This window comes from uncultured Schumannella sp., from assembly GCF_905479755.1.
In the GTDB taxonomy this organism is placed as follows: Bacteria; Actinomycetota; Actinomycetes; order Actinomycetales; family Microbacteriaceae; genus DCRR01.
Genome location: NZ_CAJQNT010000003.1, coordinates 57,735 through 72,282 on the forward strand (window position 1 = coordinate 57,735; position 14,548 = coordinate 72,282).

The following is a 14,548-nucleotide window of genomic DNA, read 5'->3' on the forward strand; positions in this document are numbered from 1 at the left end:
CCGTCTCAGGGCACCGGCGTGGGACTCGGCGTCACCGCCGTCGTGAGTTCGTCGACGACCGCGCGAATCGCGTCGAAGTCGGGCTGCCACGTCTCCACCTCGGGCGGCACGAAGTCGTAGGTGACCAGGTCGAACTCCCGCGCGTCCAACGCCAGCTCCGCGAAGTGGGCGAGCATGGTGCCGGGGATGTCGGTCGTGACGAGCGCGGCGCCCGCCGCCGCCAACTCGTTGAAGCGCAGCAGCACGTTGGCGGGCTCAATCTGCTCGAGAATCGCCGCCTGGACCTCGCGCTGGCGCTGCATCCGGTCGTAGTCGTCGGTCGAGTGCCTCGACCGGGCATACCACAGGGCGGTGTAGCCGTCCATGTGCTGCAGGCCGACCTCGATCCACCCCTCGACCCCGAACAGCGAGCCGTCCTCGTTGAGGCCGCCCTCGATCGGAAGTCGCTCCTGCACGTCGATGTCGATGCCGCCGAGGGCGTCGATCAGGTTCTCAAAAGCCGCCATGTCGACGAGGACGTAGTACTGCAGCTCCAGTCCCAGGACGCCCGACACCGCGTCGCGCATCGCCTCGATCCCGGGGCTGCTGCCGGACTCCTCCGCCTCCGGATAGAGATCAGCGTGCTCTTCGCCGTAGGTGTAGAGATAGCTGATGAGGCACTCGCTCCCGCACGAGTAGCCATCGGGAAAGACGTCGGCCAGGGGCGAGTCCGCCGGGAACGGCACGTCTTCGAGGTTGCGCGGCACACCGAAGATGACCGAGCGCCCGGTCGCTGCCTCGATGCTCACGACCGAGATCGAGTCCGGGCGCAGACCGAGGCGGTCGGCACCCGCGTCACCGCCGAGAAGGAGGATGTTGTACCGGCCGTCGATCGGTTCGGCGATCACGGTGCCGCCGCCGAAGACGGTGCTGAGCACACCGAGGGCCGAGACGCCGCTGGCGGCGCCGTAGCTCGCACCGCCGGTCGCGACCACGAGTCCGGCGACGGCCAGGAGCGCGACCGGCGCGCGGGCCGATGGCGCCACACGGACGATGCGCACCAGGCGCAGCGTGTCCAGGGTCACGACGACCCAGAGCAGGGCGTAGAAGATCAGGGTGGACACGCCGACCGCGAGCACGATCGGCTGGGTGAGAAACGCCAGCAGCCAGCCGCGCTGGACGAGAGCGAGCACCAGCACCGCGACAACGAGCACCCAGCCGACGAACGTCGCCCCGAGCGCGAAACGGCCGAGCCGTCGACTGCCCGCGAGCACCTGCGCCGAGCCGGGCACGAGCAGATTCAGCCCGACGAGCCACCACGCGCGACGCGTCATGACCTCCGGAGAACGAACATCCGGATTCCGGACGGGGCTGGTGCTGGTCACGCCGGAGTCCGCGTCACAGCTCGCGCTGGAGCTTCGCGTTCTTCTCGGCGACCAGGGTCTCCAGGCTCGCGGCGTACTCGGCGAGTCGGGCCTCAAGCGCCGGATCAGTGGCGCCGAGCATGCGGGCCGCGAGCAGCCCGGCGTTGCGCGCGCCCCCGATCGACACGGTCGCGACCGGAATTCCGGCGGGCATCTGCACGATCGACAGCAGCGAATCGAGACCGTCGAGCTTGGCGAGCGGCACGGGAACGCCGATCACCGGAAGCGTCGTCACCGAGGCGAGCATGCCGGGCAGATGCGCGGCTCCGCCGGCGCCGGCGATGATCGCCCGCAGGCCGCGACCGGCCGCCTGCGTTCCGAACTCGATCATCCGGTGCGGCGTGCGATGGGCCGAGACGACCTCGACCTCGTGCGGGATGTCGAACTCGGCGAGCGCCGCGGCGGCGTCCCTCATCACGTTCCAGTCCGAATCGGACCCCATGACGACGGCAACGAGCGGCTTGACTTCAGGCACGTCGCCCATGCTACGACTCAGCCCTCGAAGAACCCTGCCGCGGCGCGCGCACGAGCGCGGACGGCCTCCAGGTCGTCACCGACCGCCGTCACATGCCCGACCTTGCGACCGGGGCGCGACGGCTTGCCGTAAGAGTGGAACTTGACGCCCGGCTCGGCGGCGAGCGCGCCCGCGTAGCGCTCCGGCATCGACGCGCCCACGGGCCCCCCGAGCACGTTCACCATGACGCTCCACGCCGCGTGCGGCGTCGTGGCGCCGAGCGGCAGATCGAGCACCGCACGCAGGTGTTGCTCGAACTGGCTCGTCACGCAACCGTCGATTGTCCAATGGCCGGTGTTGTGCGGGCGCATCGCGAGCTCGTTGACCAGCAGCCGCCCGTCGGCGGTCTCGAACAGCTCCACCGCGAGCACGCCCGTCACGCCGAGACCGGTCGCGATCGACTCCGCCAGCGTCGCGGCCTCGGCGACGAGCTCGGCCGGGGCCCCCGGCGCGGGCGCCGTGACCTCGGCGCACACGCCATCGCGCTGCACGGTCTCCACCAGCGGCCACGCCGCGAGCTCACCGCTCGGGCGACGCGCCACCAACTGTGCGAGCTCGCGTCGAAAATCGACCAGCTCCTCCACCAGCAGAGCTCCCCCGGAGGCGTGCTCGTCGACGACCGCGAACCAGTCGGCGACCGCGTCCGCGTTGCGCACCACCCGCACGCCCTTGCCGTCATAGCCGCCGCGCGGGGTCTTCACGACCGCGGCACCGCCGTGCGCCGCCAGGAAGTCGGCCACCTCCGCCTCATCGTGCACGGCCGCCCAGTCGGGAACCGGGGCGCCCAGCTGGGTCAGTCGCTCGCGCATCCACAGCTTGTCCTGCGCGACCGCGAGCGGCTCGGGGCCCGGATGCACCGAGACGCCGCGCTCCCCCAGTTCGGTCAGCACGAGCTGCGGAACATGCTCATGATCGAAGGTGACGACATCGACATCGGAGGCGAAGCTCAGCACCGTCGCGGCATCCCGATAGTCGCCGACCGCCGTCGCGGCGATCTCGGCCGACATCCCCTCGGCCTCAGCCAGCACGCGGATCTCGATCCCCAAAGCGACCGCCGGGGGCACCATCATGCGTGCCAACTGCCCGCCGCCGATCACGCCGACTCTCACCGATCAACCTCCAGGATCGCCCCACGCAGTCCGGTTAGACTGCCGCCTCTACGACCCTAGTTGCCCGCATCGGGCGCGAACCCCGAAGCGAGGCAAGCCGCGTGCGAAAGCTGTTCGGGCAGTTCACGCGCTTCGGCCTCGTCGGGGCCATCGGGCTCGTGATCGACACCGGTATCTTCAACCTGCTGCGCCTCACGATCCTGAGCCCCGACGAACTCCACGAAGGGCCCGTGATCGCCAAGGTCATCTCGACGACGGTCGCGATCGCCACGAACTGGATCGGCAATCGGCTCTGGACCTTCCGTGAGCACCGCGGTCGGCAGCTCGTGCGCGAGGGCGTCGAGTTCGCGCTCGTCAGCGTCGGCGGGATGCTGATCGGCCTGGCATGCCTGTGGGTGTCGCACTACGCGCTCGGCTTCACGAGCCTGCTCGCCGACAACATCGCGAGCAACGTCGTCGGCCTGGGCCTCGGCACCGCGTTCCGCTTCGCGCTGTACCGGGCGTGGGTGTTCGCGCCGCACCGCGGCGACACCGCGCCGGCGCTGTTCCCCGACGACACCGAGAGCACCGCCAGCGGGCCCCGGGAGACGGTGTTAGGGGCGGCCGAGCCCCTGGAACGTCCAACCCGCCGCGCGCCACGCCACGGGATCGAGGCAGTTGCGGGCGTCGATCATGTGGGCCCGCGCGACGCGTGACCCGACCTCGGCCGCATCCAGCTCGCGGAAGTGCCGCCACTCGGTCGCCACGATCACCAGCTCCGCATCCGCCAGGGCGTCGCTGATCTGCGGCACGTAGTTCAGCTCCGGGTGCACCCGGCGCGCCGTCTCGATCGCCTCCGGGTCGGTCGCCCGCACGTCGGCACCGAGATCGTGCAACCGGTACGCCACATCCAGAGCGGGGGCGTCGCGCACGTCGTCCGAGTCGGGCTTGAAGGCGAGACCCAGCACCGCGATCTTGCGGCCCGTCACGTCGCCGTCGAAGGCATTCAACGCGAGTTCGACGACACGATCCCGCCGACGCAGGTTGATCTCGTCGACCTCACGCAAGAAGCCGACCGCGCGCCCGACGCCGAGCTCTTCGGCGCGAGCCGCGAACGCGCGAATGTCCTTGGGCAGACATCCGCCGCCGAAGCCGATCCCGGCATTCAGGAAGCGACGACCGATGCGCGCGTCGTGGCCGATCGCGTCGGCGAGCTGCGTGACATCGGCGCCGGTGACCTCGGCGATCTCCGCCATCGCATTGATGAACGAGATCTTCGTCGCGAGAAAGGCGTTCGCGCTCACCTTCACGAGCTCGGCGGTCGCAAAGTCCATGACCAGACGCGGAATGCCGCTCTCGATCGCGGTCGCATAAACCTCATCGAGCTGGGCGACCGCGGAGGCCCCCTCGTCACCGGGACGGACGCCATACACCAGGCGGTCGGGGCGCAGCGTGTCCTCGACCGCGAAGCCTTCGCGCAAGAACTCGGGGTTCCAGGCGAGGGCCGCGTGCGGCGCCTTCTCCCGCACGATCGCGTCCAGACGCGCCGCGGTGCCGACCGGCACCGTCGACTTGCCAGCGATCAGCGCGCCCTCAGCCAGGTGCGGAAGCACCGACTCGAACGCCGCGTCGACATACGCGAGGTTCGCGCCGTGACCGTCGGCGCGCTGCGGGGTGCCGACCGCGAGGAAGTGCACCTCGGCATCGGCGATGACCGCGAAGTCGGTCGAAAACGTCAAGTGGCCCGACGCGAGCTGCTCACGCAGCAGCTCGTCGAAGCCGGGCTCGTAGAACGGCACCCGGCCGCTCGCGAGCATCTCGATCTTGTGGGCGTCGACATCCACGCCGACGACCGTGTGACCGAGCGACGCCATGCTGGCCGCGTGAACCGCGCCGAGATAACCGCATCCAATAACCGAAAGCTTCACAATGCCCTATTCTGCCCAACCACCCGGGCCACGATGACCAACCGGACCTCAGCCCGCTTCACCTTGCTGACGCCTCGCCGCGATGGGGTTGAGGCTTTCCTCCATGAGATCGTGCAGCGCCGACTGCACGACCGCCGCGTGCGGCACATCGCGCAAAACGAACGGATGCTCCAACCCGGTGTTGATGCGCACGTCGCCGCTGCCGAACATGAACTGCAATCCCGCTTGGCGGACGCTGACGTCGTAGCTGCGCGAGTGCAGCAGTTCCTGCCGCGTGCGCACCACGACCCCGCGACGCGCCACAATACGCCGCGTGGTGATGACGTAGCTGTGATTGAGCCACGAGACCAGCGGCACGAACACCCCGAAGATCACGAGAAGCCCGGCGGCGGCGAACAGCACGATGTCGTACCACGGCTCCGGGAAATTGCCGGCGAAGAAACTCGTCGCACCGGCGACCGCGATCAGCAGCAGACTCGGCCAGAACAGCGCACGCCCGTGCGAGCGCAGCCGCGCGACGACCACCTCCGGTTCGGCCGTCGTCATGAGGGATGCCTCACGTGCGTCACATCGCCGGCGGCCACCGCGACGACCGCCCCGCCGTCGGCGGGCGCAATGCGTAGCCTGCCCGCGGAGTCGAGCCCGACCGCGGTTCCCTCGAGCACGTCGTCTCCCGGCAGTTCGACGCGCACCGCGCGCCCGAGCGTCGAACACGCCTCCCTCGCGCGATCCGCCAGCCCGCTCGCCTCGGCATCCCCGCCGACGCGCGCGTAGTCCTCGACGAGCGCGCGCAGCCCGCGCAGGTACTCGGCCACCAGGTCATCGAGGAGTCGGTCGTCCACCTCCACCCCGAGCACGGCGAGCGAGGTCGCCGTCGGAACGGGAAGCTGCGCCGTCGTCATCGTGGTGTTGAGGCCGAGCCCGAGCACCGCGGCGTCCCCCGAGGGGACGAGCTCAGCGAGAATCCCGCACAGCTTCCGGCCGTCGACGAGCACATCGTTCGGCCACTTGAGCCCCACCTCGACGCGCGGAAGCGCGGCGGCGAGCGCCTGGCGCATCGCGACACCCGCGGCGAGGGGAATCCAGCTGAAGCGGTCGAGCCCCAGCACGGCGCCGGCAGAATCGCGCGGACGCAGGTAGACCGAAATCGCCAGCGCGGCACCCGGCGGCGCCACCCAGCTGCGGTCGAGACGCCCGCGTCCCGCCGTCTGCGTGTCGGTCATGAGGACGGTGCCGTCGTCGAGCCGGTCCGTCATCGCCCGCGCGACCAGCTCGGCGTTGGTCGACGGGCTCTCGTCGCGCCAGATCAGCTCCGGCACGACGGCGCGACACGCCCGCCAACTCGTCATAGCGCCAGCCTAGAGCGACTTCGCGCGCGCACGAGGAGCCGCGCGCGCCCGCGTAAAGTAAACGAACCATGACGGCTTCGCCTGCCTTCGACGCGCCCGCGCGCGTCGTCATCGTCATGCCCACCTTCAACGAGGCCGAGAACCTCGCCGCGGTCGCGGGCGCGGCGCTCGACGCGCTCCCCCAGGCGCGGCTGCTCGTCGTCGACGACGCAAGCCCCGACGGCACCGGCCAGCTCGCCGACCGACTGGCCGCAGGCGACGACCGCATTCGCGTCCTCCATCGCGCGGGCCGCGAAGGCCTCGGCGCCGCCTATCTCGCCGGATTCGCCGCCGTCTTCGGCGACCCCGACCTCGCCGCCGACATCATCATCGAAATGGATGCCGACGGCTCGCACCCGGCGAGCGCGCTTCCCGCGCTGCGCGACCGGCTCCTCGACGACGACGCGCTCGGCCTCGTGATCGGCTCGCGCTGGATCGAGGGCGGCGGAATCGCCGACTGGCCGCGCTATCGCAGCCTGCTCAGCCGCGCCGGCAACACCTACGCGCGCCTCCTCCTCGGCCTGGCGGTGCGCGACTCGACCGCGGGCTTCCGCGTCTACCGCGCCACCGCGCTCCACGCCGCCGTCGACGAGGTCGTGCAGTCGCACGGCTACTGCTTCCAGATCGACCTCGCCCGCCGCGTCGACGCGGCCGGATTCGGCCTCGCCGAGATCCCGATCACGTTCCACGATCGCGTCCACGGCTCCTCCAAGATGAACGCCCGCATCGTGCTCGAAGCGATGTGGCGGGTCACCGGCTGGGGCCTCGCGCGGATGCTCGGGTTCGGCATCCGTGGAAAGGTCACCAGGAATCGGTCGACACTTGGGGGATTCCCTCAAGGCGACGTGCCGCGCAGCGCTCGCTAGGCTGAACGGCGTGAGCGCCGAAGATCAGACCCCCGACCTGTACACAACTGCAGGCAAGCTCGCCGATCTCAAGGCCCGATACCACGAGGCGGTGACCGCGAGCGGCGAAGCCGCCATCGCCAAACAGCACGCCAAGGGCAAGAAGACGGCGCGCGAGCGGATCACCGAACTGCTCGACCAGGGCTCCTTCGTCGAGCTCGACGAGTTCGTGCGCCACCGCACCCACGCCTTCGGCATGGAGAACAAGCGCCCCTACGGCGACGCGGTCGTCACCGGCACCGGCACCATCCACGGTCGTCAGGTGGCGGTCTACGCCCAGGACTTCACGATTTTCGGCGGCTCGCTCGGCGAGGTCGCGGGCGAGAAGATCATCAAGGTGATGGAGCTGGCGCTGCGCACCGGCGTGCCGATCATCGGCATGCTCGACTCCGGCGGCGCGCGCATCCAGGAAGGTGTCGTCGCGCTCGGCAAGTACGGCGAGATCTTCCGCCTGAACACCGCGAGCTCCGGAGTCATCCCGCAGATCTCGATCATCATGGGTCCCGCCGCCGGCGGTGCGGTCTACGGCCCGGCGCTCACGGACTTCGTCATCATGGTCGACAAGACCAGCCAGATGTTCGTGACCGGCCCCGACGTCATCAAGACGGTCACCGGCGAAGACGTCGGAATGGACGAGCTCGGCGGCGCCTACACGCACAGCCAGCGCACCGGCGTCTCGCACTACCTCGCCGACGACGAAACGGACGCGCTCGACTTCGCGCGCGCGCTCGTCTCGTTCCTCCCCGACAACAATCTCGCCGAGCTCCCCGTCTACGAGAGCGAGACCGAGCTCGAGATCACCGACGCCGACCGGCGCCTGAACACGATCATCCCGGACTCGGCGAACCAGCCCTACGACGTGCGCGAGATCATCGAGCACATCGTCGACAACGAGGACTTCCTCGAAATCCAGGCGCTGTTCGCCCCCAACATCGTGATCGGCTTCGCGCGCGTCGAAGGCCGCTCGATCGGCATCATCGCCAACCAGCCGCAGCAGATGGCGGGCACGCTCAACATCGACGCCGGCGAGAAGGCGGCGCGGTTCGTGCGCTTCTGCGACGCGTTCTCGATTCCGATCCTGACCCTGGTCGATGTGCCCGGCTACCTCCCCGGCACCGACCAGGAGTGGACGGGCGTCATCCGTCGCGGCGCGAAGCTGCTCTACGCCTACGCCGAGGCGACCGTGCCGCTCGTCACGGTCATCACGCGGAAGGCCTACGGCGGCGCCTACATCGTGATGGGGTCCAAGCAGATGGGCGCCGACCTCAACTACGCCTGGCCGACGGCCGAGATCGCGGTCATGGGAGGCCAGGGCGCGGTCAACATCCTGTACCGCGGCGACCTCAAGAAAGCCGAGGAGGCGGGCGAAGACGTCAACGCGGTGCGCACGCGCCTCGCCAACGAGTACACCTACAACGTCGCCTCGCCGTACCTGGCGGCCGAGCGCGGAGAACTCGACGGGATCATCGAGCCCGCCGCGACCCGCATCGTTGTCGTCAAGGCGCTGCGGGCGTTGCGCACGAAGCGGGCCGAGCTCCCCCCCAAGAAGCACGGAAACATCCCGCTGTGAGCGAGACCGAGCGTCCGGCGCCCGAGATCCGTATCACCGGCGGCAATCCCTCGCCCGAGCAAATCGCGGCCGTCACGGCGGTGCTCGGGGCGGCGCTCGAGCAGCTCGCGAGCGAGGATCGGCCCGTCGCGACGGGTCAGAACGGGTGGCAGCGTTCGCAGCGAGGCCTGCGCCGGCCGCTGACGCGGGGCGAGTGGACGCAGTTCCCGCGCCGCTGAGTCAACAGAATCAGTTGCAACATCGGTGATTCACCACGTTTTCCGTTGCGTGCGAGGCAGTTTTCGGGGAATGAGCTGTGAATCGTGGGGCCGGCCCCCCGCGTGATGCCCGGAAACTCAGTCATCGGCGCCAAAATGTACCCCGAAAGTCAGCCGAAATGGTGACTACCGAATCCGTCGTCGGGAACCGAAAATTGAGCCAGACGATGTATCCCTGTTGATACATCTCACCCCTTCGGCGTTCTAGGGTAAGACGCCGAAGGCATGGGGGCGAGTCAGGACGACATTCGGGTTGTCGTCCTGACTCGGACGTGAGCGAGGGTCGGACGGAGTGTCCGACCCTCGACTCCTTTTCCGGGCCCTCGACTCGTCGTCCGGCTCAGTCCGCGGTGACCGGCGCCGCCACGCGCGGGATCTCCAGCCACAGGGCGACCTCATCATCCTCGAGGGATTCCTGCGCCAGCAGGCTCGCGCTGCCGTCGTCACTGGTCCGCAGCCCGACGACCGTCACCGCGATGTCCGAGCCCTCCGGCACCGTGCGGATCACGACCTTGTCGGCCGTGACCGACCGCAGGGCGCGCGCGAGCTCATCCAGCACGCGGGTCAGTTCGGCCTCCGGCAGGTCGTCGATTCCGCCCTCATCCAGCAACGTGACCGTCGTCCCGCGACGGCGCGCCAGCATCACCTGTTCACGCACCGCGTCGCTCAGCAGACGCCGCCCGCGAATCTCATCACGGATCGCCCCCTCCAGGTGCAGACACTCGGCCCGCTGCTCCGGCGTCAGCTCTCCCCCGGAACGCTGAATGGAGCGCAGCATCGGCAACGCCATCAAGCTCGTCTGGCCGAGCCGAAACTGCCGCTCGTTGAGGTGCGCCTCCTGCGCCGCCTGCCACTCGGTCGCCTCACGCTCGGCGCGCGCGAAGCGCTGCGAATCACGGGCGGCCTTCGCGAGCGTGCTCGTGATGATGTGGGCGACCGCCACCCAGCTGACGCTCCCGATGACGCCGAGGCCTGCCAGGCCCGCCGGGCCGCTCCAGAGCACCGTCTGCACCACGAGCAGACCGACGCCCACCCAGGCGAATCCGGGACGGCGACGCACCGACACGATCGCCATCAGCGTGCCGACCGCGGCCACGTACCAGGTCGCGTAGCCGTTCCCGCCCGGCCGCATCGGGTCGAGTACGGAGGCGACGAGCAGCGTCGCCGACAACGCGACCGCGACCGCGAACGCCGCCGCCCACAGCGGCAGGGCGGCCGAACGCCCGGGGGCGAGAGCGACCACCGTGGCGAGGGCGTACAGCCCGATCGCGACAATGACCGGCGCCGCATGACTCGCGAACATCGGGGCGGCCCCCGCGACGAAGTTCCCGGTCAGCGAATAGAACGCCAGCACCACGTGATACGTCGAGAACAGCGCCGCCAGAGCGACGATCAGATACCGGGGAACGCCGATCACGGCGCCACCTCCTCGGCGCGCTCGGTCTCCTGCGGACCCTCGGCCTCCACCGCGCCGCTCGGCTCGGGCCAGGACAGACGGACCAGCGTCCCCGTGTCCGGCGCCGAGATGATCTCGGCGCGGCCGCCGGCGCTCGTCACGCGTTCCAGAATCGACACCCGCACCCCGAGACGCTCGGTGGGCACCTGGTCGATCACGAACCCGGGGCCCGAATCGCCGACCTCAACCGTGACGCGGCCCGTGACGTCCCCGCGGATCTCCACCCAGCGGGTCGCGTCGTCGCTCGCGTGCTGCAGGCTGTTGACGACCGCCTGCACGGCAGCGCTGAACAACGCCTCCGCCGCCGTCAGCGGGATCGAACTCGCCCGCACATCCGAGACGCTGATCCGGATCGCCGGCGACATCTTCGAGGTTGCCGCCTCGATCCGGCTCGCGAGCGCCGGACCGCTCACCAGGGCTTCCGCGTCGCGACCGACCGCGACGGCGTCGCGCAAGAACCCGATCGCGTTGCCCGCCATCGTCGCGGCGAGCTCCTTCGACTCGGCGGTGTAAGCGCGCGCCGCCGTCAACAGCGTGGTGAGCACGCTGTCGTGCACGATCGCATCCACCTGCACGCGCTCCGCCTCCGTCGCGTGCTCGCGGACCGCGTGCCCGTAGCGCTCCAGCGCGGTCGCCTGGGCGCGGTCGACCGCCCGCGCCGCACCCCGCAAGATCGTGGCCACGATGGTGACGAATCCGCCCAGCAGGATCGCGTAGATCGAATCGAGCAGCGCCAGCTCGATCGACACCCCGCCCCCGGCCGGGGTCACCCGCACGATGCCGTACAGGATCGGCGCGGCGAACAGGTACACGGTCGCCCACAGCAGCGGCAGCGCGAGGGTCGCCATGACGGTCGCCACCGTCAACAGGAAGTACAGCCAGAAGCTCGAGGTCGGTGCCGCCGCCACCTCGATCACGGCGAACGGCCAACTGATCAGGGCGACCAGATACACGAGCGGGAAAAGCGCATTCGACGAGGCGAGGGCGCGACCGCGAATCGAGGCGATCCCCGCGATCACGAGGCTCACCACGAGCGCCGAGACGATCGAGATCAACCACGTCCGCGACAGATTCGGCGCCTGGTCGAGAATCGCGCCGATCGACTGCAGGAAGAACGCGACACCGAAACCGGCCGCCGAACGGGCGATCGCGCGCTCCACGCGCACCCGACTGAGCGGATTGCGGACCTGCCGGCTGGGAGATCCGCCAAGAACCTCGCTGGGAGCCCGGCTAGCGGGCATCGCCGCCGTCGGCATCCAGTCCCGGCAGAATGCCGTCCTCGACTGCGCGACGCAGCAGGTCGACCTTCGTCGGCGCGGGACGCCCCACCTCCACGTACTTCACGCGGATGCGGTCGAGATACTCGCGCGCCGTCGAATACCCGATGCCGAGCTTCTCGGCCGCCAGCTTGAGCGGCAAGCCCGAGGCGTACAGGTGCAGAATCTCGCGTTCGCGACGACCCAGCTGCGCCTTCGCGAAGTCGCGGTCAGCATCGATCGCCGTCGCCCACTCGAGGTTGTTGAGCACCTCACCGCGCGCGACCGTCGCCGCCGCCGTGATCACGGTGCGCATCGACGACGCCTTCGGGATGACCCCGGCGGCTCCCGCAGCGAGCGCTTCGCGCACGAGCGTCACGCGATCGGCGATGCTGTGCACGAGCACCGCCGCTCCGAGGCCCTGCGCAACCTTCACGTTTTCGGTCACCAGCGAACCATCGCCCAGGGACAGGTCGAGCACGACGACATCGACCTCGCGCCCATCGAGGCCCTCGACGAGTTCGGCGACAGTCCCCGCGGCCAGCACGAAGTCGTGACCCTCATCCAAGAACGCGGCCTTCAAGCCCAGTCGAACGGCCTCGTGGTCATCCACCACGGCCACCCGCACCGACGCAGTCGAGGCTCCGCCGTCTTCGCGCTCGATCGTCTTCGAGACGTCCATACGGTTCCCCGCCTTTCTGAACGACGCATCGCTCGTCTGGCAATCGTACCCCGATGCTCCGCCTCCGCGGCGGCCCCCGGACGGGTCACACCCGCACGAGAGTGCCGACCGCCTCCACGTGATGGGTGTTCGGGAACAGGTCGAAGGCCCGCAAACGATCGAGACGGTAGCCCGCATCCTCGAGCCTCGCCACGTCGCGCGCGAAAGCCACCGGGTCGCAGGCGACGTACACGAACTGCGCCGGACGCAGTTCGGTGAGGGCGTCGAGCACGGCGCGACCGGCGCCACTGCGAGGCGGGTCGAGCACCACCGTGGCCGCCGAGAGCCGGGCGCGTTCGGCGGCCGAGGAATCCGCCAAGGAACGCACCCACTGCTCGACGCGCGCGGTCACCGTGTGGGCTCCGAGCCAGTCGGCGAGGTTCTCGGCGGCGTGCTCGGTGGCCCGCTCGTCCGACTCGACACTCGTGATGCGCACGCTGCTGCCGAACTTGTCGCCGACCGCCGCCGCCAGCAGCCCGACCCCGCCGTACAGGTCGAGATTGGCCGCCTTCGCATCGAACAACTCCTCGACGATGCCCGACTGCACCGCCTCGGTGAGCGTCTGCGGAGCCGCCTCGTGCACCTGCCAGAAGCCGGCGTCGTCGACGCGGAACTCGCGATCGCCGACGCGTTCGCGGATCACGCTGCGGGCCTGCGCGCCGATGATCAGCCGCGCGCCGCCGACACTGGGCGCGAGCACATCGATGTGTGCGTCGTCGCTCGCCGGACCTCGCCGCCGACCGCGCGGCTTCGCCGCAGGGGCGCTCCCGATCTCCGGGTAGCGCTCGGCGAGCGGCGCCACCTCGCGCACCGCCTCGGTGGCGAGCGGAAGCGAGTCGACCCGGATCACGCGATGCGACCGCGACGCGAACGGACCGACCGTGCCGTCGGAGGCGACATGCAAGCGCACGCGCGTGCGCCATCCGGTTCCGTCCGCGGCGCCGGGCAGGGCCTCCACCTCGACCTCGCGGGCGAGCTTCGCCATCCGGGCGAGCGCTTCGCGCAGCACCGAGGCCTTCAGCTCGCGCTGGTGGGCGAGCGTGATGTGCCCGAACTCGGCCCCGCCCGGACGAATCGCCGGGTCGCGGTCAATGTCGGCCTCGGGCCAAACGTGCGCCTGACGGTGCGGACTCGCCTCCAGCACGCGCACCGTGTCGGCGCGCCAGAACTTGTCCTTCGAATCGTCGGTGATTCGCGCGAGCACGCGTTCGCCGGGAATCGCATCCGCGACGAACACCACGCGCCCCTCGTGGCGCGCGACCGCGACCCCGCCGTGGGCGATGTTGGTAACGTCGAGTTCGACCTCGCGGGGCGGTGCCGAATCGTGGGTGGCCGGCGTCGATCGCGTGGAACTCATTCCTTGAGCATAGGAGTCGTCCTGACCGGATCCCTGAGCGCGCCCGTCACGCTCTACCTCGCCTCGACCTCGCCGGCTCGACTCGCGACGCTGCGCGCCGTCGGCGTTGAGCCCGTCGCGATCGCCCCGGGCGTCGACGAGGAGGCCGCCGTGCGCGCCGCGGAAGCCGCCGCGGGTGCACCGCTGGCGGCTCCCGAGATGGTGCAACTGCTCGCGCGCCTCAAAGCCGAAGCCGTCGCCGAACACGCCGTGGATGCCGCCGGCGCGCCGCTCACGGGCCTCGTCCTCGGCGGCGACTCGGCCTTCGAAATCGGCGGAGCGATCCACGGCAAGCCGCACCACCCCGAGGTCGCGCGGGAGCGCTGGCATGCCCAACGCGGCCAGTCCGGCGACCTGCACTCCGGTCACTGGCTCATCGAGATGCGCGATGGCGCGCCCGTTGCCGCGGTCGGCGCCTCGGCCGTCGCGCGCGTCCGATTCGCCGCCGACATCGACGACGCCGAACTGGAGGCCTACATCGCCACCGGCGAGCCGCTCTTCGTCGCCGGGGCGTTCACGATCGACGCCAAAGGTGCCGCGTACATCGAACGCATCGAGGGCGACCCGCACGCGGTCGTCGGGCTCAGCATCCCGTTGCTGCGCACGATGGTGCGCGAACTGGGGTACGCGTGGCACGACTTGTGGAATCGCTAGCGCAGATCGAGC

The 14,548-nt window shown here is 70.0% G+C and carries 15 protein-coding genes; 5 read left to right on the forward strand and 10 right to left on the reverse strand.

Translation table 11 applies throughout. The annotated features are described in order from the left end of the window. Nucleotides 1–5: 5 nt before the first annotated feature. Genes QZ258_RS00440 through QZ258_RS00450 form a run of 3 tightly spaced genes read right to left on the reverse strand, consistent with a single transcriptional unit; the run spans nt 6 to nt 3,026 of the window. Nucleotides 6–1,364, reverse strand: coding sequence for an LCP family protein (locus QZ258_RS00440; protein ID WP_294178010.1), 1,359 nt, complete (start codon nt 1,362–1,364; stop codon nt 6–8). A 13-nt stretch (nt 1,365–1,377) separates the two neighbouring features. Then, complete coding sequence (gene purE, locus QZ258_RS00445) at nt 1,378–1,887, reverse strand: 5-(carboxyamino)imidazole ribonucleotide mutase (RefSeq protein WP_294178012.1); 510 nt, start codon at nt 1,885–1,887, stop codon at nt 1,378–1,380. Nucleotides 1,888–1,895: 8 nt separating this feature from the next. Then, nucleotides 1,896–3,026: a 5-(carboxyamino)imidazole ribonucleotide synthase gene (locus QZ258_RS00450; protein ID WP_294178013.1), complete on the reverse strand. Its 1,131-nt coding sequence runs from the start codon at nt 3,024–3,026 to the stop codon at nt 1,896–1,898. Between the two features lie 101 nt (nt 3,027–3,127). Here QZ258_RS00450 and QZ258_RS00455 point away from each other — a divergent pair, with 101 nt between their 5' ends. Then, a complete protein-coding gene (locus tag QZ258_RS00455; RefSeq protein ID WP_294178014.1) occupies nt 3,128–3,721 on the forward strand; it encodes a GtrA family protein in 594 nt (197 codons plus the stop codon). On the opposite strand, the gene QZ258_RS00460 is transcribed toward QZ258_RS00455, so the two are convergent. From QZ258_RS00460 to QZ258_RS00470, 3 genes are read right to left on the reverse strand one after another with little or no spacing between them, the layout of a single operon-like run. Further along, nucleotides 3,620–4,933 carry a UDP-glucose/GDP-mannose dehydrogenase family protein gene (locus tag QZ258_RS00460; protein ID WP_294178016.1) on the reverse strand — a complete coding sequence of 438 codons (1,314 nt, stop codon included), beginning with the start codon at nt 4,931–4,933 and terminating at the stop codon, nt 3,620–3,622. The two genes, QZ258_RS00455 and QZ258_RS00460, sit on opposite strands and share 102 nt — an antisense overlap. 48 nt (nt 4,934–4,981) lie before the next feature. After that, nucleotides 4,982–5,479: a PH domain-containing protein gene (locus tag QZ258_RS00465; protein WP_294178018.1), complete on the reverse strand. Its 498-nt coding sequence runs from the start codon at nt 5,477–5,479 to the stop codon at nt 4,982–4,984. Continuing rightward, entirely contained in the window at nt 5,476–6,282 is an 807-nt protein-coding gene (locus tag QZ258_RS00470; protein WP_294178020.1) for a biotin--[acetyl-CoA-carboxylase] ligase, read from the reverse strand. The genes QZ258_RS00465 and QZ258_RS00470 overlap by 4 nt, the downstream gene beginning before the upstream one ends. 68 nt (nt 6,283–6,350) lie before the next feature. Between QZ258_RS00470 and QZ258_RS00475 the strand changes: the two genes are divergently transcribed. From QZ258_RS00475 to QZ258_RS00485, 3 genes are read left to right on the forward strand one after another with little or no spacing between them, the layout of a single operon-like run. After that, nucleotides 6,351–7,187, forward strand: coding sequence for a polyprenol monophosphomannose synthase (locus QZ258_RS00475; RefSeq protein WP_294178022.1), 837 nt, complete (start codon nt 6,351–6,353; stop codon nt 7,185–7,187). Between the two features lie 10 nt (nt 7,188–7,197). After that, nucleotides 7,198–8,796, forward strand: a complete 1,599-nt coding sequence (locus tag QZ258_RS00480; RefSeq protein WP_294178023.1) for an acyl-CoA carboxylase subunit beta — start codon at nt 7,198–7,200, stop codon at nt 8,794–8,796. Beyond that, entirely contained in the window at nt 8,793–9,014 is a 222-nt protein-coding gene (locus QZ258_RS00485) for an acyl-CoA carboxylase subunit epsilon (protein ID WP_294178024.1), read from the forward strand. The genes QZ258_RS00480 and QZ258_RS00485 overlap by 4 nt, the downstream gene beginning before the upstream one ends. Nucleotides 9,015–9,393: 379 nt before the next feature. On the opposite strand, the gene QZ258_RS00490 is transcribed toward QZ258_RS00485, so the two are convergent. The 4 genes from QZ258_RS00490 to QZ258_RS00505 form a co-directional block, all read right to left on the reverse strand. Next, nucleotides 9,394–10,470, reverse strand: a complete 1,077-nt coding sequence (locus QZ258_RS00490; protein ID WP_294178026.1) for a hypothetical protein — start codon at nt 10,468–10,470, stop codon at nt 9,394–9,396. Continuing rightward, a complete protein-coding gene (locus QZ258_RS00495; protein WP_294178028.1) occupies nt 10,467–11,675 on the reverse strand; it encodes a sensor histidine kinase in 1,209 nt (402 codons plus the stop codon). Before QZ258_RS00495 ends, QZ258_RS00490 begins: the two co-directional genes overlap by 4 nt. Before the next feature lie 64 nt (nt 11,676–11,739). After that, entirely contained in the window at nt 11,740–12,447 is a 708-nt protein-coding gene (locus tag QZ258_RS00500) for a response regulator transcription factor (RefSeq protein WP_294178030.1), read from the reverse strand. An 85-nt stretch (nt 12,448–12,532) separates the two neighbouring features. After that, nucleotides 12,533–13,843, reverse strand: coding sequence for a class I SAM-dependent RNA methyltransferase (locus QZ258_RS00505; protein WP_294178032.1), 1,311 nt, complete (start codon nt 13,841–13,843; stop codon nt 12,533–12,535). 3 nt (nt 13,844–13,846) lie between these two features. On the opposite strand from QZ258_RS00505, the gene QZ258_RS00510 reads away from it, so the two are divergent. Continuing rightward, entirely contained in the window at nt 13,847–14,536 is a 690-nt protein-coding gene (locus tag QZ258_RS00510) for a nucleoside triphosphate pyrophosphatase (protein ID WP_294178033.1), read from the forward strand. The last annotated feature ends 12 nt before the right edge of the window (nt 14,537–14,548 follow it).

What these genes read in the sequence shown, in the direction of transcription:
- purE (WP_294178012.1), bottom strand. Translation starts at nt 1,887, where the DNA reads ATGGGCGACGTGCCTGAAGTCAAGCCGCTCGTTGCCGTCGTCATGGGG.
- QZ258_RS00465 (WP_294178018.1), bottom strand. Translation starts at nt 5,479, where the DNA reads ATGACGACGGCCGAACCGGAGGTGGTCGTCGCGCGGCTGCGCTCGCAC.
- QZ258_RS00470 (WP_294178020.1), bottom strand. Translation starts at nt 6,282, where the DNA reads ATGACGAGTTGGCGGGCGTGTCGCGCCGTCGTGCCGGAGCTGATCTGG.
- QZ258_RS00475 (WP_294178022.1), top strand. Translation starts at nt 6,351, where the DNA reads ATGACGGCTTCGCCTGCCTTCGACGCGCCCGCGCGCGTCGTCATCGTC.
- QZ258_RS00500 (WP_294178030.1), bottom strand. Translation starts at nt 12,447, where the DNA reads ATGGACGTCTCGAAGACGATCGAGCGCGAAGACGGCGGAGCCTCGACT.
- QZ258_RS00505 (WP_294178032.1), bottom strand. Translation starts at nt 13,843, where the DNA reads ATGAGTTCCACGCGATCGACGCCGGCCACCCACGATTCGGCACCGCCC.